The organism is Psychrobacter sp. UBA3483 (assembly GCF_002377905.1).
Lineage (GTDB): Bacteria > Pseudomonadota > Gammaproteobacteria > Pseudomonadales > Moraxellaceae > Psychrobacter.
In genome coordinates this window covers 1-19599 of the sequence record NZ_DFQS01000046.1, presented here as the reverse complement: position 1 = coordinate 19599, position 19599 = coordinate 1, and the positions used below count along the sequence as shown (strand labels likewise).

Genomic DNA, 19599 nt, shown 5'->3' with positions numbered 1-19599 from the left:
CTACTGCTCTGTTAAAGCGTTTAGATTAAGTTGGTTAAAACAATCCGCCACTTAAGTGACAGATTGCTTATTAATGAAAAGTTATGGGTCAAATCTTGCTGATAATAAATCAGTCATGTCGACTAATGATGATACTAAGCCGTTTCATCATCATTGTGCTTGTTCGCTTTGGTCATTACTTGATTGGCCATCATTGTATTGATAATGCCGCTTAACGTATCTGACTTGCCAGCGAGACCATCAATGGCTTTACCGATAGACAACGACTTGGCAAAGTTATCGAAGAAGTGCGCTTCGCCGCCAACGATATCGATTTTGGCTTTTTGTAGCGCAACTGCCAAGACTTCAGCATTTTCTTTGGCAATCTCCTTACCGGCTTCGATAGACGCCATCGCTTCTTGTAGCGCAGTTTCAAGACCCATACGGAATTCTTCGTGCTCGCGTGCCTCGACGGTCATGCTGCCCATGGCATTGAATTTTTCGACCAGACCATCGGCTTCAGCTTGGAAATGCGCACGAGTAACTTCCGCTTTTGCTAGTCCAACTTCACGTTCCGCCTTGGCATTTGATTCACCACGAGCGGCAATCACTTGCGCGTTTGCCATACCGATATCACGCTCGGCTTTGGCATTAGACTCACCGCGCGCGGCGATAATCTCAGCATCAGCCATACCTTTTTCACGTTCTGACTGTGCTTCCGCTTGACCAGTCGCTTTGATAATATTAGCCTTGGCAAGTCCTTCTTTTTCCAAAGATACCGACTTGGCTTCTTGAATAGCCGCTTCAGCAAAACCATGCGCAGACTCTTCAGCTTTGATGCCTTCCGCCATTTTCATTTTGGCTTCCGATTCTTTGGCAGCGGCCTCAAGATTGGCCGTCGCAAGCGTGGTAATCTCAACCGCTTTATGCTTAGCAGACAACTCTTCTGCTTCAGCCTTTTTCACCTGACGTACTTTGATTTCTTCGGCATCGGCTTCGGCGGCTAGGACACGCGTTTGCTTCGAGCGTTCAGCTTCACTCACTTCGCGAACTTCTTTGATACGCTCTTCTTCTTGTGCAACCGTTTTATCTACCGCGATACGCTCACGAATGACGTTAGCAATTTCTTTTTTCTCAAGCTCAATGGCGCGTTCAGCTTCGATACGTTGCAAATCAACTTCACGCTCACGCGAGACGATTTCGAGATCACGAGCGCGAGTGACTTTTTCTTCTTCAATCACAACTGCACGCAAGCGGTTCTGTCCAGCGACTTCAATTTCACGCTGCTGATTTTCACGCTGAATCGCTAAATCTTGCTCAACCATGATAACGGCTGTTTCGGATTTTTTACGCTCTTCTTCTTCAATTTTACGAGTTTCAGCCGTTTCACGAGCAATCACTGAGGCAATTTCACGGCGCTGTTTAGCTTCAGCATCGGCTTGTTGGCGCTCTAACTCAAGCATCGCCTCTTTGGTCTCGACGTTTTTCTTCTTAACGGCCAGCTCTTCGTCACGCTCAAGCTCATTGGTGATGACGTTTTGGAAAGCTGTTAGCTGGGTAATCTTTTTGATCCCTTCAGCATCTAAAATATTGCTTGAATCGAGTGACGCTTTCGGCGTTTGCTCTAAGTAATCAATCGCCACGTCTTCTAAGACATAACCATTAAGATCATTACCGATTTCTTGCACGATACTGTCACGAAACTCGCTACGGTTTTCGAAGAGTTTGACGAAATCAATCTGCTTGCCTACTGTTTTTAACGCTTCAGAAAATTTGGCATTAAACAGCTCATTGACCGCCACTTTGTCTGAAGCTCTTTCAACCCCAACCGATTTGGCAACTTTAAGGACGTCTTCTTCTGTTTCATTAACACGCAAGTAAAACGCCACTGTAATATCCGCACGCATATTATCGGCGCAAATCAGTCCTTCTTTACCGCGTCTATCGACCTCCAATGTGATAAGGGAAATTCTCATCAATTCTTTTTTATTGATGATTGGCCAAACAAAACCACCATCAAAACGCACGGCGATTTTACTCACGCCGTTGATAATCAATGCTTTGCCCTGCTCCACCTTAAAATAAAAGGCTTTGAGCATTAACAGCGCTGCCATAATAAAAACAAACGCCAGCACCACAACCACGCCGACGATAATGAGTATATCCATATTCATTCCTTTAATGAGAACATTGCAACCAAATTTAAAACGATTAATACCATACTTAAAAACAAACTATTAGTTATCTCTACACCGCCACTCAGCCAACCTATAAAACGAATGTATAAATGTTATTTATTTCAATTTTAAAATTATTTATAGCGGCGGTTTATACGACTTTTCTTTTACGGGAGCGACTCGGTAGGCGTTGGCTTCTTCTAAATATTCTATCAAAGTCACTCTATCACCCTGCCTGAGCAAATCATTATTGATGTCTGAACGGATTTTGAGTATCAAGCCTGCGCCGCCATCATTTACTTCTGCTTCACCATGTTTGTCAGTCACACTCAATGTACGTACCACGGCGATTTTACCGATATTACTAGATGCGTTACGTTTGGGTATTTTGGCGATATTTTTACGGATGGGTGCAATGATCATACCAGTTAGCCACATGGATACGACCAATACAAAAATGAGCGCCCCTGTACCAAAGAGATAATACAAAAGACCAGAGTCAAAATATTGATGTAAAAAGCTCGTATATAAGTAGCTTAATAGCCAACCGATTAGGCTGATTAAGCTTAGTATGATGATGAGTGGCACGCCATAAAGACCAAATTTGAGCATGAGACCAGTGAAAAACCCCGTCGATGACAGGGTAGAAACATCACCATCTGGCTCACCAAAATCTACGCTATCCATATCTGCCATGCCGAGTAATGACACCAGCCAATATAGCGTCACAAACATGACAAGCCCCGTAAAAATAATCGTCGGGTACAAACTGATTTTAGTGATAAAAACTAAAAAGGACTCTTGCATGAACCGCTCTCTCCTTTTGCTCGCCTAATCCAACCTTTTGATGTCTTGGTTATACGATTTTTTATATGACTGAAAGTTACTCGACGTTTCTTTAATGGGATTTACTTCATTCGGATTTATTCATTCAGCTTCAACTATGGCCTTAGTGCGCAAGACTTTATTTCAGAAATTTTGCTTGTTGTATTTTAAATACTAAGACAGTATTGCCATACAATCTTGGGCTATAACGAATTTAACGTACGGTTATGCCACCTCTAAATCGCAGGTTATTCAATCAACTTATGTTTCTTTGTTAGTGATTATATATACATTCCATTACATAATACATAGGTTTTGGCATTAACGACCCCAAATCGGTGAGCGCACGACGCCGCCTGTCTTACTACTAATCGCGTAGCTTGAATTGCCTGTTAAAGAATGAATCACTAAACTGCTACCACTTTGACCGCTCACTTGCGAAAGCTTTGTGGGATAAACAGCGTACTGTGCAGAAGGCGACAGACGCGCAGGCTCATCAAGTCCTGTCTCTGCTAGATTAACCACCTGTCCTGTAGCCAGTGTCATGACCGCCGCCTTACGACCATTAAGATAGGCTAAATACTGTCCATCCAAGCTCAGTTGCGGACTGGCCGCATAGCCTGCGGTCGGTATCAAGGTCGCCTTACCGGTAGCAAAGTGATAACGATAAATACTTGGACGACCAGCGCGCACTTTGTCGCTGGTATAAACAAAGCTTTGCCCATTGGCAGCGTAGCTTGGCTGCACTTCTGTGCTCGCTAAGGTTGTAAGCTGTTTGGTATGACCGTCACTTAAGCGCATCTCATAAATATCAGCATTGCCGCCGACGGTGGAGCTATAAAGCAATTTTTGCCCGTCAGGCGAAAATGAGGCTGATAAGTTACTGCCCTCAGTATTGACGATGAGATTTTGGGTGTTGCTGTTGCGATCATAAATATAAATCTTAGGAGACTGGCGCGCGACTTGTTTACTATATACAAGCATTTGACCATCGGCAGACCACGCTGGCGCATAGATATAGCCATTGAGCTGATCTATCAATTGGCGGTCGCTACCATCAGGGCGAATACTATATAGCGTCGATATCTTTGCCGCGCCCGCTCCCTGCTCTTCAACATAGGCAATGCGCCCTTGCCGATCTATCGCTGGCATGCGCGCCGTTAGCGGATTACTTGCACTTGTATCAATAGGTGTTTTGGTTGCATGATTCGCTTTAGGCATCGTACTTGGCAATGTCTGACAGCCCGTTAGCAAGCTAAAAGCCGTTATCGCTATGACAGCACTTACCGTGCGTAGGTTGAAAGATGATTTTTCTCCAAAGATTTCTAACATAAATGACGTCCAATAAAACAGTGATAAATACAAAATGAGAATTTTGATAAGGTTAAGAAGTTGATGGCATAAGAGATATCTTAATGGCTTAAATAGTTAACCTTAGCGGCTTATGACAGTGTAGCCTAAAGCATCACAAATTTTAGATAAAAAAATGCCCCACTGTTTAGTGAGGCATTTTAAGTTGTCAGATTTTAAAACATTTATATTAAACGATTAAATTATTTAGAAACCGCTTTGAAATGTGCCACTTGATTGCTATTAGTAATGGTCAAGATAGGCGTGTTATTGGCATTATTATTGATGCTGTACTTACCTTGTACTGTTGCAAGTGTCGCAGTATCAAAGCTGGCTTGTGGCTCAGGGCAGGCCATCATCGTTGACATCACATTACCTAACACGACATTACCATTTACGACGTCATAACTGGCGCCCATGTTATTACAAGTATTGGTAAAGGTCACGCGGTTGGTTGCACCGTCTTTAAAGAATTTTAGCGTCAATGGTTTGCTTGGATCAAAGAACAATTGGCTAACTTTATCGCCATTGGTGCGCTTAGCATCGACAAGCTGCCAGTTATACGCTTGTAGGGCGTCAACGGTAATTGGCTGGGTCACAGGTGCAGTAACGCTAGGGGTGGTTTGGCAACCAGCAGCCGCAAGGGTACCAACTGCAAGGGTGGCAGCCATCATCATTTTAGTCATGTTTTTCATATAAACTCCTAGAGGTTTCAAATATAAAAGTGTAAGGGTAAAAAGTATTGTTTTTATCATATTAAGCAGCATTCGCTAAGGTTAATGTGTCATGATTAACGTGCGCTACTTAATATGCTTTATCGTTAGTCTAAACAGTGCAGTTATTATGCCCATTTTTCATAAGCCTGTCATGATAGATTGAGTACTAATTACCGCTATATTTGTTCTACTTTATAGCTTTTTTGCTAACACACCTTGTTACAATACCTATTCCCTGCTAGCACTTTAGCTAAAAACTCTCTTTAGAGTGCCGATACTTCGATTTCACCGTTACATACTTTTTACTTTTACCTAAAAATTGATATCGAATCTAATTAAGATTTGCAGCCTTTTGTTGTTGCAAAGCAGCATAACCTGCCAAACGTTTGCGTTCCGTCTCATTAAACAATTGTTGCTCTATTTGATTGATTTGGGTTTGCGCTTGCGCCTTATCGGCATTTTGACTTAGTAGCTGCTGTTTTTGGGCTTGATACTGCTTAAAACGCTGATCAAAATGAGCATCTTGTTGATCGACCTGCGCAAGCCTTGCTGCTGCTGGCGCACCAACCAACTCACGACGCATATTATATAACTCTTCAGCCGTTGCGCCCTTGGCTTGCAGCTGCTCTGTACGACTGATTAACTCCTCCAAATTGGCCTGCTGGGCGATATTGGCTTTGGTCGCATTATCTGGCATGCGGCTAATATAGTCTTGCTTTGCCGCTTCTTTTTGGGCGTCGGACATTTGCTTATCTTGGTTAATTTTGACCATCGCAATACTATAGTCATCATATGCATCTTCTGCGCCAAAAAAGGCGGTGATAGTATTTTTATCAAAATGCTGCTGGCGCAACTTAGCAACATCTTGCTGCTGCTGCGCCACCACATTTAAATCAAGCTCACCATTTTTTGTCGCTTGTAACTGCAGATTGCCATAACGGCTTTCTATTGCAGGAATCGCTTTAAGATAGGCGATATATTGGTCAAATATCTTCATCGCTTGGCTGGCTGCAGGCTCTGGCGTATGACTGCGGATATAACTCTCCACCCGCGCATAAATGACGGCTTCATCCTCTTCGCCTAGCGCCGATAAAAAGTAATCAAATAAGCGCCGTAGCCCTTCGGTGACGACCAACTGTTTGTTTTCATCAATGATAATCTCGCCATCGACCTCCGTCCCTTGCAAGGAGCGCGGTAGATTTTCAAGACCTGTGGTAAATTGGGAAGCGTCTTGTTTAGATAATGCGCCAACTTCATTATTCATCTTTGTCTCTTCTATGATACTGGCATTGGCTTGACTATTCAGCGCAGTAGAATCTGTTTGAGAAGAAGATTTACCAGCATTATCAGGTTTAAACCACCAAATAATCGCCACGACTAAAACGATTATCACGGCGATAATAATGAGCAAAAATGGTGAACGGCGCTTAGTTGACATAACGACACTATCTTATTTAATCAATCGGTTGATAAGGAATTTACTACTCATAAAATGGGGCAAAATAAAAGGGTCAGTTACGTAGTGACCCTTTTAAGCAAAAGCGGTTAACTTACTAATTTATATTCAAATCCCAGCCACTAAATCTAGAAGCTGGCTTTATAAATTGGCATTCTTTAAACGGTTGACCTGATCGCGATAGACGGTTTTAGGATTAGGTTGTCCCCATGCGACTAAGCCTAATAGCTGATTGACCGAATCCATATGGTTCATTTTATAGTCATCGCGGATCACATAGCCTAGACGGCTCGAACAAGCGGAAACCAAGCCATCATTTGGGTCGTTTTTAAACACTTGTGAGGTCGCTAATAGCACATAATCCATCGGGTCTAGCGCATTGGTCACTTGACCGACACCGCTGAATGAATAGTAGTTGATACCGTTTACCCTAGTATCTTTTGGTTGACCACAGTAGCTTGAAGGCATGGCCGCTGGGAACTCACGGTTAAAATCAGCCATATAGTTAGTTGATAAGGCGGTAACCGCACCAAATCCGTCTTGCTCTTGCAGCTTATCGATAGGGATACCAGCATTCAAATCCATGAAGTTACCCAAGAAGCCAAACAAGGTAAGCGCGGCTTTGGTAGCAGTATTATACTCACCATTGATTCTGTCATTATCAATCTGCTCAACCACCCAATCGGCTAACGCTGCCCCTTGCTCTGGACTGGCAACCGCGGTCACTGACGCCACGTACTTTGGTTCAACAGCAGCGACATAACGAATATCATGGCCGCCATGACTATGACCAATTAAGTTTACCTTGGGGCTGCCAGATATCGCGCTAATGGTTTTTACTTGTTGTAGTAGCTGCTCTCCGCGCACTCGGCTGTCGTTAAAAGAAGAGGTCTTGGTGGCGTAGACTTTTGAGCCGCCACTCATCAGGGTTTGCGGAATACCATAAAAGTAGTCGACACCAAGTAGCTTGGTAAAGCCGACCAGACCATGAGTCATGACAATGGGATATTTGGTATCCGTATGGTTTGAGGTGAAAAATTTGCTATCGACCATTTTACAGCCGGTGGCATTGGCGCAATTATAAAATTGTCCCGCTGCTTGAGCAGAAGTAGTTTGTAAGGTCATGAGGAGCACACCGGCAGCAATAGCGCCAAGTGAAGGTAGAAAGGCGCTGGGCATTATGGCAGCGCGCAGGCGAGATTTTAGAGTCATAACAACATCCTTGTTATTGTAAAATAAAAGCGTGAAGCGATTTTTATGCGGCTTATCTTTAACGTTTATTTTTTTACGCTTAGCTATTGGGTCCTGCACCAAGCGCTAAAAACCGTTGCCAATTCATTTAGCAAACAAAATTACAATACTTCTATCATCTGCAACATTCAACTGCTTTTTTGCATATGGGTCATATTTCCATGACTATATAGTCACGTATAGACATATAAATAAGCTGAGACAGTTGATATCACTATAACGCTCGACGTTGATAAATGCGTACAAAGTTGCTAAGGGTTAGCAAAACAGCGACGCTTGCATTTATGGTATAATTGCCTACCTAAATTCTATAACTATAAGTACGATTATGATGACAAAAAAATCCCTTATCCAATCCCCTGAAGCCATAGAAAAAATGCGCGTGGCCGGTAAACTCGCCAGTGACGTGCTGGTGATGCTTGATGAGCACGTCAAAGTCGGCGTCAGTACTGAAGCATTGAACCAAATCGCTCACGATTATATCGTTAATGTGCAAGAAGCGATTCCTGCGCCGCTTAACTATAACGGCTTCCCAAAATCTATCTGTACCTCAGTCAACCATGTGGTTTGTCACGGTATTCCAGCCGACAATAAACTGCTAAAAGATGGTGATATCATCAATATCGATGTCACGGTTATTAAAGATGGCTATTACGGCGATACCTCAAAAATGTGGATTGTCGGCAATGGCTCTATTATGGCGCAGCGTATCTGCAAAGTGGCACAAGATGCCCTTTATGCTGGTATGAGTGTGGTCAAAAATGGCGCGCGCTTGGGCGATGTCGGTGCGGCTATCCAAGAAGTGGTCGAACCGGAACGCTTTAGTATCGTGCGCGAATTCTGTGGTCACGGTATCAGTGATGAATTCCACCACGAGCCACAAGTCATGCATTATGGTAAAAAAGGCACAGGCTTTGAGCTAAAAACCGGTATGACCTTTACCATTGAACCGATGATTAACCAAGGCACGTGGCAGACCAAAATTTTACCAGACGAATGGACGGCGATTACTAAAGACCGCAAGCTGTCCGCGCAGTGGGAGCATACCTTGGTGGTGACAGATAATGGCTGTGAAGTCTTTACCACGCGTCCCGAAGAAGACTTAAGCTTTTTGACTCAGTAATACTTAAAAAGATCGCCTAGGCGGTCTTTTTTTTGTCTTATAATTCAGGCATATTGACGGTGCTATTTTATGATTTCTATCGTGATATTTGCACTCACCCATTGTTTTTAGCTCCTTCATTTACAACTTTTTAATCGGATAACCTTCATGTTTACTTGTGATGTCGCGACCATTGATTTGACGCCTATGCCTCTATTATCAGACCATAGCACTACCACCGATAGCGCGACGTCGCTCAGCACCTGCGAACATGATACTTCTAAGCACAGTGTTTCCGAGCACAGTATTTCCGAGATTGGTATTGCTGAGTGGCTACTTCAAATCAATGACGATATCAGCCGCGAGCTAGAACGCGGCGTCAATATTCGCCAGTTGGTGGCGGCACGTGCCTGCGTCATCGATGAGTTACTCATTGCGTTGTTCACATGGTTTGAGCTTGATAAAACGGACTTAGCCTTATTTGCCACTGGCGGTTATGGGCGCGGTGAGCTGTCGTTATATTCAGATGTCGATATTTTGCTGCTAATGCCAGACGAGATTGCGGCTGATAATAAAGAGAAAATCGATAACTTAGTGGCACTATTGTGGGATATTGGACTTGAGCCCGCCCTATCAGTACGCAGCGTCAGCGAATGCTTGGAAGCGGCGCTCGACCACACCGTTGCCAGCACCTTGTTAGAAGCGCGGTTGTTAATTGGCAATGAAGCGCTGCAAGAAGTACCCCATAAAATCTTCAATACCCAGTGGTCGCCGCGTGATTTTTATGAGGTAAAAATCTCAGAAGCAAAAGCGCGCTATTTGCAGCACAATGCCACTGAGTACAATCTTGAGCCCAATATCAAAACGGCGCCCGGTGGTCTGCGTGATATTCATATCATTGGCTGGGTGACTAAGCGCTACTTTCGGGTCAGTAAGCTTTATGACTTGGTACAGCAAAACTTTTTGACCGAAAAAGAGTTCGATGAGCTTAACTTTGCTGAAGGTTATTTATGGCAAATCCGCCATTATTTGCATGAGCTGACCGGGCGCAATGAAAACAAGCTGCTGTTTGATTATCAGCGTGAAATTGCGCAAATGATGGGCTATGAGACGCAGCCTGACGACCAACCGAACGCTGCCGTTGAACGCTTTATGCGCGATTATTATCGCTGTGCCATGCAGATATCGACGCTGTCTGAGATGCTGACCAATCATTATTATGAGACCATTATCGAGCCGCAACTGCCGGATGAAGAACGACCAAAAAAGCATCCAATTAATGCTCGATTTAACCAAGTCGGTGAACAAATCGCAATATCGCATCACCGCGTCTTTGCTCAGCACCCTGAGGCGATTTTAGAGATGTTTTTGCTGATGGGTCAATACGGTATCAAAAACGTCCGTACCCATACCTTACGCGCGCTAAAAATAGCGGCGCGCGGTATCGATCAGGTTTATAGAGATAACCCCACGCATCAAGCGCTATTTTTAGCCAATTTAAAAGAGCAAAATTATTTATTTCATCGCCTGCGTACCATGAACCGCTACGGCGTTTTGGGCAGCTATATCCCAGCTTTTGCGCAAGTGACTGGGCTCATGCAGTACGATTTGTTTCATCGTTATACGGTCGATGCCCATACGTTATTTTTGATTCGCATTTTACACCGCTTTACCGATCCGCGCTTTTTCGAGGACTTTCCACTGGTCAGCTCCATCTTTCAGCGTATCGAGCGCAAAGAGATTTTGGTACTGGCGGCGATGTTTCATGATATTGCCAAAGGGCGCGGTGGCAATCATAGCCAGCTTGGCGAAACAGAAGCTATTGAGTTTTGCCTTGCTCATGGCATGAGTACTGCGGACGCGCATTTGGTTGGCTGGTTGACACGCTATCATCTGCTGATGTCGATGACAGCGCAGAAAAAAGACATCTCAGATCCAGAAGTGGTGACGCTATTTGCCGATTTAGTAGGTAATGTTACCCATCTAAACCATCTGTACGTCCTAACGGTCGCCGATATGAATGCTACCAACCCCCAGCTTTGGAACAGCTGGCGCGCAACCTTGATGAAGCAGCTCTATTCGCAAACGCGGCGTATCTTGCGCGCTGATATTGACGCGCCAACCAACCGCCAAGATATGATTAAAGCCACGCGTAAACAAGCACTGGCGATGCTTGATAATGTCGATAATCAGCACATGAATCGCGATGAGGTTTTACGGTTGTGGGATGACTTGGGCGATGAGTATTTTTTGCGCGAGATTGCAGAAGATATCTTGTGGCATACCGAAGCTATTTTAAACCATCCGCCGATAGGCCGCGCCTCTGACGCCAATAGTCAGCCATTGGTCGTGTTACGTGAACATCGTGAGTTGGCACTGGATGCGGTGCAAGTGTTTGTTTATACCCAAGATCAGGTTAATTTATTTGCCGTTACGATGGCGGTGTTTGATCAGATGAATCTTGATGTTTTAGATGCGCGTATTATTACTGCAACGCGTGATTTTGCCTTAGATTCCTACGTACTGCTCGACCGCAGCGGCACGCTATTGGTTGATACTGACAGCCAACAAGAGCTTAAGCAGCGCTTAATCGATGCCTTCAAAAATCCGACAGTTCCTAAGCTTACTAATAGAAGAATGCCGCGGCAACTGCGACATTTCGATGTCGCTACCACGATCAATTTTGAGTTTAATGAGGCGTCAAATCAGCATATCATGAGTTTAGAGACCCTTGACCAACCAGGCTTACTGGCCCGCGTTGGTCAGGTTTTTTTGCAACAACAGATTGAAGTGCATGCCGCCCGTATTACCACGTTAGGCGAGCGCGCAGAAGATATGTTTTATATCAGCGATCAAAACGATCAGGCATTGTCAGCGGATAAACTTGAGACATTGAAGGCGGCATTGGTAGCAAGCCTGAGCATTCGTAACGATGGTTAATTGCTATATAAATACTTTATGCTCAAAGTTTTTATGGCTAGAAATTTAAGAGCTAAAAGTTTAAGAGCTAGAAATTTGAGAGTTAACCCCACAGTCATAAATACAAAAAACGCTACGGTATTGCTGATATCAATTTTTCGTAGCCTCTGTCTGCGCAGGCAAAGCAAGCAAGAAAAATCGATATCAGCAGTTTGTGATGTATCGATATTACTTTTCACTTATTATACTTATATTAAACGCATACTTTATAACACGCTTTTATAGACCATCTCGCTTGCCAGCTCTTTGAGCTCCTCATCGGCAAGCTCCAACGGTAAAATCTCTGCTTCTACCTGCTGCTGCCCAAGCATCAAGCGCCCAGCGTCCACCTCTCTTTGTAGCAGGCGATGCAAACTGGCTAAATGAAATTCGGCATCGTAGTACTCATAGATTTGTTGTAAGGAAATCGGTGCTTTGGCATGCACATCGGTAAAAAGCGTGTCAGCGGCCAAAATGGTCATCTCGTTAAGCGCCTCTTCACGCAAGACATCAGCTTGATTGATCTTATTTTGTAAATGCGTAGCAATACGACCTTTAAAGCCCAGCATAACGATAAAAATCAGCGTCTGTATCACAAACAAACCCATGTACTGCCATAAAGGTAGAGAGATGTTTAACAGTTTGCTCAGGAGCATAAGCACCATCGCTACCACAACATAGCTGACCAATTGCCAAAGCAGCCACATCATCAGGCTGTTGTCACCGAACCAAAACATCTGCCGTTCTCTTAATAGTGTCAGCTGCTGCCGCGCCTGCCACCAATTGTGCTCGCGCTGTTTTAGTTGCTCGTACAGCTCAATACGCGGACCACCCTCAAATTGTTGCACATTGATATCTTTAGCGCCACGCTCATCGGTTTTTAAAACACTAGACATATCAAGGTTTCCTTAAATAACCTATCGCTTTTACGGACAGTTATTTTTTGCTTGGTTAATAAATAACGCTATTTTAAGTTTATTCATACCTAGGGCGTGTCCTTAAGCCAATCGATAGACATCCAAATGATCTAAACTCAACATTGGTTACCTTCCAAAAAACAGCATTATGCACGGCTATTGGCCTTATAAATCGCTTTAAAGGCTGGTTTTACATGGACAATAAACCGTCTGAGAAGAAAAAAGACAAAAAATAAGAGAAGTGCTACACTGCTTAAATGTAATTTTTCTTTATCACTTTATTATTAATTGTCTATTATAGTTAGCCTACCTATGAATCACAACTTAACGACTTTGCATCCCTATCCGTTCGCTAAGATGGCGACTTTACTCGCAGACAGTGCGCCAGCCTATAACTATAGTGAAATTAAGCTGGGTATTGGCGAGCCAAAACATGAGCCGCCAGCCTTTGTGTTGGACGTCCTACGCGAAAACTTGGACAAAATAAGCCAATATCCAACCACCAACGGACTGTTTGAGCTGCGTCAAACCATCGCCCACTGGCTTGAGAAGCGCTTCTTTTTAAATCATCTCGACCCGCATAGCCAAGTATTGCCAGTCATGGGTACGCGCGAGGCGATTTTCAGCTTGGTGCAAGCGGTCATTGATCATCCGCAAACCAATTTATCCGAAGCTGAACCCCATCAACTGGCAGTACATAATCACCCAAGCGTACAGCCATTGCAAAAAGCAGATGAAGCACCAACCATTGTGATGCCCAATCCGTTTTATCAGATATACGAGGGCGCTGCCATACTCGCGCAAGCAACGCCGTACTTTATGCCTTGTACCCTTGATAATGATTTCAAAGGTGACTATCGCGCGGTACCAAGGGACGTTTGGGCGCGCACGCAGCTATTGTTTGTCTGTAGCCCAAACAATCCAACCGGTTCCGTCATGACCATGGACGATTGGGAACACTTACTGCGTTTGTCCGACCAGTACGGCTTTATCATTGCCAGCGATGAGTGCTATAGCGAGCTGTATTTTGACAGCGCGCCGATTGGCCTGCTGCAAGCTTGTGCAGCGCTCGGTCGCCATGACTTTAAAAACTGTGTGGTATTTCATTCTTTATCAAAGCGTTCAAACTTGCCCGGCTTGCGTTCAGGCTTTGTGGCTGGTGACGCCAATATTTTGCAGCCTTATTTGCAATATCGCACCTATCAAGGCTGCGCGATGCCGATACCGCATCAGCTGGCATCTATCGCTGCTTGGGAAGATGAAAAGCACGTGGCGCATAATCGAGCGCTCTATCAAGAAAAATTCGCCTTATGGATGTCAGAGCTTGGCGCATTGCTTGATTTACGCATGCCAGAAGCAGGCTTTTACTTTTGGGTAAAAGTACCTGAGCAATTTAATGGCGACGACGAAATCTTTGTCAAAGCATTGTACGAGCAAGCAAATATTCACGCGCTGGCTGGGCGTTATCTATCACGCGAGGTCAATGGTAAAAATCCTGGGCAAGGTTATGTGCGTATTGCCTTGGTTGCCAGCGTTGAGGAAAGCCGCGAAGCCATCAGTCGCATTCGCAAACTGCTTGGCGCTTAAAAACTCACTCAAAAACTGAGCTTAAGATTTAGTCAAAGAACCTCAGCATTAAACGATAGATACAACTTCAAGACTTAGTATAGTATCAGAGAACCACATATATCCACAATAGCATAATGGTTATATGTGGTTCTCTGCTATCTTGGTTGGCAAAGAGTGCTATAGTAGAATAATGCGACGCCATTTTGATATTTCTTTAGCAGTCGTAAAATTCCTTTTCCCAAAACTTTACTAAATATGCCATCAAGGATGATGCCATGCCCCATCTCGATTTTACCCAGCCACCCTTTGATGTACTAAGCGCGGCTGAACGCCAAAGCGTCAGAAAAAACACCCAAATCCGTTATCTTGCTAAAGATGAGCGTTTATCAGCCGCTGATCTAACCTATTTTTATGTGGTGATTAAAGGACAAATCGAGCAGCTGCTTGCTGGCGAATTTGTGGCGACGTATTTGGGCAGCAATCATACCGACCATCTAAATAGTAATGATTGGTTTGACAGTCGGCGGTTGCCAAAATCGTTTACAGAAGAGGACAAAGACGCCACCAGCACCGTACCTATAAGCAGTAGCGCCCCTATAGACACCATGCCTACAAACCAAAATACCGTGTCGCCCTACGAGTTTCGTGCTATTGAAGACACCCTGCTGCTGCAAGTAAACGGCGCTATCGTTGACAAAATCAGTGCCCAGAATCATTTAGTGCGCCAATTACTTTCAGAAGATTTACCCGAACGATTAAAGGCATTGCAGCAGCGGCGGAGCGGGCAAAGCTTAGATGCTAGCTCCCATGGTTATAATGAGCAGCAAGAAGTCCAGCAAATCATGATGCAGCCGGTGATTGACGTCAGCTTATTACCCGTGCATATCATTGATGCCACCAGCAGCCTATATGAAGCGGCGCATATCATGACCAAAGCTGGGCTCAAGCATGTGTTGGTGCGACCGCTCGACCAATTACACCCTGCTAAAAAGCAAACATTAGATAATGATTTAAAAACAGATTCAGACAACAACTTAGACAACAACCTAAATAGCCGCTTAGTTACTGATAGCGCCAATACGCAAACTTCCAACAACTATTCTGGTCGTACGTTAGGTATTTTGACTGATACCGATATCTGCCGCGCAGTGAGCGACCAGCAAAACCCTGCAACAACGCCTTGCCAGCGTTATGCGAGTTTCAATCTGCGCACCATTGATGCGGACGACGAGATTGGCGATGCGCTATTGACCATGACGCGCTACCGTATACATAGGCTACCGGTGATTGATGCCAATGGCGAGGTTGCAGGTGTACTCGGACAAAGCGATATGCTCGCTCATATTGGTCATCATTCGCAGCTGATTAGTTTGCAGATTGAGCAGGCAAAAGATTTGCCGAGCTTAGCTACCGCGGTTGAACTCATTGGGCGCTATATTCGCGCGCAGCACCAAAACGGTATCAAAATTGGTAATGTCAGCCGCATGGTACAGACGCTTAATGCCCAAGTTTTTACCAAACTGTGGCAACTTATCGTACCTGATGAAGTGATGAAAAATACTTGCGTCATCGTCATGGGCTCAGAGGGTCGCGGCGAGCAAATCATGCGTACCGACCAAGACAATGCGCTGATTATTCGTGATGGTTATAGCCATCCTGACTTAGCTCAATTCGCTGAAACCTTTAACAATCATTTAGCAACTTTGGGTTATCCGCTTTGCGATGGCAATATCATGATGACCAATCCGATGTGGCGGCAGCCGCTCAAACAGTTTAAAGCGCAAATTAGCTTATGGTTTAGAAATACCGACCCGATACATAGTATTTATTTGTCGGCTATATTTGATGGCGAATATGTCTGCGGCGATGAATCGCTACTGACGAGTGTGCGCGAGCATTTAAAAATTGCCCATCGCCAGTCAGATCTGATGTTTGTCCGCCAGTTCGCCCGTGCCGCTTTACAGTTTGGGGATGTCGGCCAATGGTGGCAAAAGTTTGTGCCGCTCCTTGGCGGTAAACCCAGCTCCTACGATATCGACCTTAAAAAAGCCGGTATTTTCCCGCTGGTACATGGCATTCGTACTTTAGCCTTAGAAAACGATATTTTTGATGCGCCAAGTAGTAAAGGACGCCTTAAAGCCTTGGTACAAGTGCGCGCCTTAAACCAACAGCGCGCTGACACTTTGCTTGAAGCGTTAGAGTTTTTTATGGCGCAGCGTTTGTCAGTGGCGCTATCGACAGATGATAAGCATGCGCGGCAAGTTGATCCGACTACTTTATCGGCACTCGAGCGAGACTTATTAAATGAATGCCTGGCCGTGGTCAAAAGCTTTAAGGGTCAATTAAGTCGCCATTATCAGCTAGAGTTTAATTAAAATAAAATAAATAAGTCATCTGATAAGAACGCTGCGCGCAAAAATAAAGGGGAGCAAAAATAAGATGCGTTGGCTAAAACAGTTATCGTCTAATTGGCAAAAAAACCATTTGCAGCGCCCTGAGCTGGCATCGATGTTTAATAAACCTTTGGCTGATAAATGGGTCGCGATTGATTGTGAGATGACGGGACTCAATCCAAAAAAGCATCACCTGCTATCTATCGCTGCCATTCATATTAATGGCGATAGCATTGATACGGGTAACGGTCTGCATTTGGTTTGTCGGCCGCCAGTGATGCCTGACCGTGATACCATTGTGATTCATGGGCTGCGTACTGCCGATGTTGAGCATGGTATGAGCTACGATGACATGCTGGCTTTAGTACTGCCTTTTATAGACAATCGACCGCTAGTTGGGTTTTGCCCGCAGATAGATACAGGTTTTTTGAACCCTTTGGTCAAGCGCTATATGGGCACCACGCTACCGAACCAGGTCATTGATATACGGCAATTATACAGTCGGCGTATGGGCGATCGTACACAGGGTATTCCTAATCAATCACAGCATTTGACCAATATTTTAGCGCATTATGAGATCCCAGAGCTTGGCACACACGATGCTTATAACGATGCCATTATGACAGCCATGGCATTTTTGCACCTACGCCAACGCTGATACTACGTGAAAATAGCAACTCATGTTACCATAGGCTGTTTTTGCCACCTGATGATAGACCACTCATGCTACCCACTTCTAAAACTGATCACCGCCCTACTGCGATTGCTCAATTAATACCCTTTAATCAGCATCTATTTAGTAAACCGCTATGTACGCTCAATAAGCCTGCTCACTACCTAGCATCGCTGACCTTATTTGCGAGTGTTATACTGACGCCGCTATGTGCGCAAGCGGCCTTACCAGAAGCGATTCAGACAGCGCTTACGCGCGCAAACTTAAATGCAACCGATATTAGTATTGTCATCACCCCAGTCGGTGATAAAAATGTGAGCCGCTTGCCTGCGCCTATTCAGGTGATTGATAGCACTAAACTCGCTAATCAGGCAGAATCTTTAAGTACTAACGATGGCACTGCTGAACCTGAAAGCGTCAAAAAGCAAACGACTCAGAATGTTAATGCTAAAGAAGTAACGGTACATCAAAGCGCCTTAGTGACGATTGAAAAACAGACGATTAAGCAACATGCAAGACAGCTGCATGCTTATACCGATGACCCTTATACTTATCAAAGTATAGAGAGCGTGCCAGCGCTACTGCCAGATGACGCTTTAAAACTCGCTAAAAATCACAATAGCACTGCCAATGAAAGCAACAAAGAAAGTAGCGGTAAACCTCATAACAACAGTGCCACTATTAACATCTCTTTTTCACCGCTATTAAGCCATCAAGCCGATATTGCGCGCACGCCTGCCAGCACCATGAAACTGGTGCCAAGTTTTATCGCCTTAGATACGTTGGGCGCTGACTTTGTCTGGCATACTCGTGTCTATCATACCGGTATTATCATGGGCGATACGCTCTATGGCGACTTGATTATTCAAGGCAGTGGCGACCCAAAAATGACCCACGAGCGCTTACAGCAACTGCTCTATAAAGTGCAAACTGCTGGTATCCGCCATATCAATGGCGATATCATCATCGATAGTAGTGTGTTTAAAAACGTCACCAAAGACCCTGCCGCCTTTGACAACTCGCCGCTACGTCCTTACAACGCCAGCCCCGATGGTTTTTTAGTCAATTTTAGCAGTGTCGGTATTCAAAGCTATCCGCTAGACAATACACGGGCGCAGCTAACCTACACGCCGCAATTGGCAGATTATCAATTGCCGAGCATGATAAATATGCGCTCGGCTGCTTGCGGGCAAGCGCGCTATAGTATTGCGCCGCAGTGGCAACCGGCACAATTAATGCTCAATAGCAATTTACCAGACAGCTGCGGCGAGCATGCTTTTTATGTCGCCTACCCTGACGCCAAAGATTTCGCCGCCCGCGTCATTGCCTCTAAATGGCAAACGCTTGGCAATACCTTAAGCGGCAAAGTCATCAGTCAAGAAACGCCTTATCATGCCAATAACCCTACTAATAGACAGAAAAAATCGCCACATGGTTTGGCAGCTATTGCCATGTCACCCTTGCCCATTGTCAGCTATCCTTCTTTAAACCTTAAGCAGCAGATTTATGATATCAATCACTTCTCTAATAACGTGATGACCGAACAAGTAGCGCTTTCTATTGGCGCTTATAAAACAGATGTGAATAAAAAAGACACTCATCAAGAAAGCGTTAATAAGCAAAGCACTGATACCGATAAAGCAATTAACAATCAAGCAATTAACAATCAAGCAATTAACAATCAAGCAATTAACAATCAAGCAATTAACAATCAAGCAACCAGCTTATATCAATTTGGTCAGCCAACAGCGACCGACTATCCGCAAGCGTTAAACGCCATCAATCACTGGTGGCAAACCAATTTGACTACCCAGCCGCCGCATTTAAGCAACGGCTCAGGACTCTGCCGTGATTGCAGTATCAGTGCCGCCAACTTAAGCGAGCTGTTGACCTACGCATACAACCAACCAAGCTTTGATGCTTATGTGAGCTCGCTAGGCATTGCTGGCGTCAGTGGCACCATCAGCGCCCATAGTGATCGTTTACCCAAGTCGCAAGCCATCGGTCGCGCTTGGATAAAAACGGGTACCTTAAATAATGTCACCTCGATGGCAGGCTATGTTAAAGGTTTGTCTGGGCAAGACTATGTAGTGGTCGGACTGATTAATACCGATCATGCGCTCAATGCCTATACTGCCCGCGCCGTATTAGATAGCATGTTAGATTGGACAGCACAGCATTGACAATATCGACCACATTGATAAAAAACATTGGTGGTGTTCTAAAAAGTATG

13 protein-coding genes are annotated in these 19599 nt (G+C 44.6%); 6 read left to right on the top strand and 7 right to left on the bottom strand.

From position 1 onward, the window contains the following. Nucleotides 1-134: 134 nt before the first annotated feature. The 6 genes from B2866_RS08620 to B2866_RS08595 form a co-directional block, all read right to left on the bottom strand. Nucleotides 135-2147, bottom strand: a complete 2013-nt coding sequence (locus B2866_RS08620; RefSeq protein ID WP_296192861.1) for a flotillin family protein — start codon at nucleotides 2145-2147, stop codon at nucleotides 135-137. 147 nt (nucleotides 2148-2294) lie between these two features. After that, the gene (locus B2866_RS08615; RefSeq protein ID WP_296192858.1) at nucleotides 2295-2963 is read right to left on the bottom strand and encodes a hypothetical protein; all 669 of its coding nucleotides are present in this window, start codon (nucleotides 2961-2963) and stop codon (nucleotides 2295-2297) included. Nucleotides 2964-3302: 339 nt separating this feature from the next. Continuing rightward, on the bottom strand, nucleotides 3303-4313 hold the full coding sequence (locus B2866_RS08610) for a Xaa-Pro aminopeptidase (RefSeq protein ID WP_296192856.1): 1011 nt from the start codon (nucleotides 4311-4313) through the stop codon (nucleotides 3303-3305). A gap of 221 nt (nucleotides 4314-4534) precedes the next feature. Then, nucleotides 4535-5026 (bottom strand): META domain-containing protein, encoded by a 492-nt coding sequence (locus B2866_RS08605; RefSeq protein ID WP_296192853.1) that lies wholly within the window; start codon nucleotides 5024-5026, stop codon nucleotides 4535-4537. A gap of 352 nt (nucleotides 5027-5378) precedes the next feature. Further along, complete coding sequence (locus B2866_RS08600) at nucleotides 5379-6485, bottom strand: lipase secretion chaperone (RefSeq protein WP_296192850.1); 1107 nt, start codon at nucleotides 6483-6485, stop codon at nucleotides 5379-5381. A 159-nt stretch (nucleotides 6486-6644) separates the two neighbouring features. Then, on the bottom strand, nucleotides 6645-7715 hold the full coding sequence (locus tag B2866_RS08595; RefSeq protein ID WP_296192848.1) for a lipase family alpha/beta hydrolase: 1071 nt from the start codon (nucleotides 7713-7715) through the stop codon (nucleotides 6645-6647). Nucleotides 7716-8085: 370 nt separating this feature from the next. On the opposite strand from B2866_RS08595, the gene map reads away from it, so the two are divergent. Then, nucleotides 8086-8877, top strand: a complete 792-nt coding sequence (map, locus tag B2866_RS08590; RefSeq protein WP_409520881.1) for a type I methionyl aminopeptidase — start codon at nucleotides 8086-8088, stop codon at nucleotides 8875-8877. 147 nt (nucleotides 8878-9024) lie between these two features. Continuing rightward, the gene (gene glnD / locus B2866_RS08585) at nucleotides 9025-11796 is read left to right on the top strand and encodes a [protein-PII] uridylyltransferase (RefSeq protein WP_296192841.1); all 2772 of its coding nucleotides are present in this window, start codon (nucleotides 9025-9027) and stop codon (nucleotides 11794-11796) included. Between the two features lie 245 nt (nucleotides 11797-12041). Here the strand turns inward: glnD and B2866_RS08580 are convergent, their stop codons facing one another. Continuing rightward, nucleotides 12042-12710 carry a hypothetical protein gene (locus tag B2866_RS08580; RefSeq protein ID WP_296192839.1) on the bottom strand — a complete coding sequence of 223 codons (669 nt, stop codon included), beginning with the start codon at nucleotides 12708-12710 and terminating at the stop codon, nucleotides 12042-12044. A 333-nt stretch (nucleotides 12711-13043) separates the two neighbouring features. Between B2866_RS08580 and dapC the strand changes: the two genes are divergently transcribed. From dapC to B2866_RS08560, 4 genes are all read left to right on the top strand, one after another. Then, nucleotides 13044-14318 (top strand): succinyldiaminopimelate transaminase, encoded by a 1275-nt coding sequence (gene dapC, locus B2866_RS08575; RefSeq protein ID WP_296192836.1) that lies wholly within the window; start codon nucleotides 13044-13046, stop codon nucleotides 14316-14318. Nucleotides 14319-14575: 257 nt separating this feature from the next. Beyond that, complete coding sequence (locus tag B2866_RS08570) at nucleotides 14576-16675, top strand: DUF294 nucleotidyltransferase-like domain-containing protein (RefSeq protein ID WP_296192831.1); 2100 nt, start codon at nucleotides 14576-14578, stop codon at nucleotides 16673-16675. A 64-nt stretch (nucleotides 16676-16739) separates the two neighbouring features. Continuing rightward, a complete protein-coding gene (locus tag B2866_RS08565) occupies nucleotides 16740-17351 on the top strand; it encodes a 3'-5' exonuclease (RefSeq protein ID WP_296192826.1) in 612 nt (203 codons plus the stop codon). Between the two features lie 65 nt (nucleotides 17352-17416). Continuing rightward, the gene (locus tag B2866_RS08560; RefSeq protein WP_296192823.1) at nucleotides 17417-19549 is read left to right on the top strand and encodes a D-alanyl-D-alanine carboxypeptidase/D-alanyl-D-alanine-endopeptidase; all 2133 of its coding nucleotides are present in this window, start codon (nucleotides 17417-17419) and stop codon (nucleotides 19547-19549) included. The last annotated feature ends 50 nt before the right edge of the window (nucleotides 19550-19599 follow it).

What these genes read in the sequence shown, in the direction of transcription:
- B2866_RS08620 (WP_296192861.1), bottom strand. Translation starts at nt 2,147, where the DNA reads ATGGATATACTCATTATCGTCGGCGTGGTTGTGGTGCTGGCGTTTGTT.
- B2866_RS08615 (WP_296192858.1), bottom strand. Translation starts at nt 2,963, where the DNA reads ATGCAAGAGTCCTTTTTAGTTTTTATCACTAAAATCAGTTTGTACCCG.
- B2866_RS08610 (WP_296192856.1), bottom strand. Translation starts at nt 4,313, where the DNA reads ATGTTAGAAATCTTTGGAGAAAAATCATCTTTCAACCTACGCACGGTA.
- B2866_RS08605 (WP_296192853.1), bottom strand. Translation starts at nt 5,026, where the DNA reads ATGAAAAACATGACTAAAATGATGATGGCTGCCACCCTTGCAGTTGGT.
- B2866_RS08600 (WP_296192850.1), bottom strand. Translation starts at nt 6,485, where the DNA reads ATGTCAACTAAGCGCCGTTCACCATTTTTGCTCATTATTATCGCCGTG.
- B2866_RS08595 (WP_296192848.1), bottom strand. Translation starts at nt 7,715, where the DNA reads ATGACTCTAAAATCTCGCCTGCGCGCTGCCATAATGCCCAGCGCCTTT.
- map (WP_409520881.1), top strand. Translation starts at nt 8,086, where the DNA reads ATGACAAAAAAATCCCTTATCCAATCCCCTGAAGCCATAGAAAAAATG.
- glnD (WP_296192841.1), top strand. Translation starts at nt 9,025, where the DNA reads ATGTTTACTTGTGATGTCGCGACCATTGATTTGACGCCTATGCCTCTA.
- B2866_RS08580 (WP_296192839.1), bottom strand. Translation starts at nt 12,710, where the DNA reads ATGTCTAGTGTTTTAAAAACCGATGAGCGTGGCGCTAAAGATATCAAT.
- dapC (WP_296192836.1), top strand. Translation starts at nt 13,044, where the DNA reads ATGAATCACAACTTAACGACTTTGCATCCCTATCCGTTCGCTAAGATG.
- B2866_RS08570 (WP_296192831.1), top strand. Translation starts at nt 14,576, where the DNA reads ATGCCCCATCTCGATTTTACCCAGCCACCCTTTGATGTACTAAGCGCG.
- B2866_RS08565 (WP_296192826.1), top strand. Translation starts at nt 16,740, where the DNA reads ATGCGTTGGCTAAAACAGTTATCGTCTAATTGGCAAAAAAACCATTTG.
- B2866_RS08560 (WP_296192823.1), top strand. Translation starts at nt 17,417, where the DNA reads ATGCTACCCACTTCTAAAACTGATCACCGCCCTACTGCGATTGCTCAA.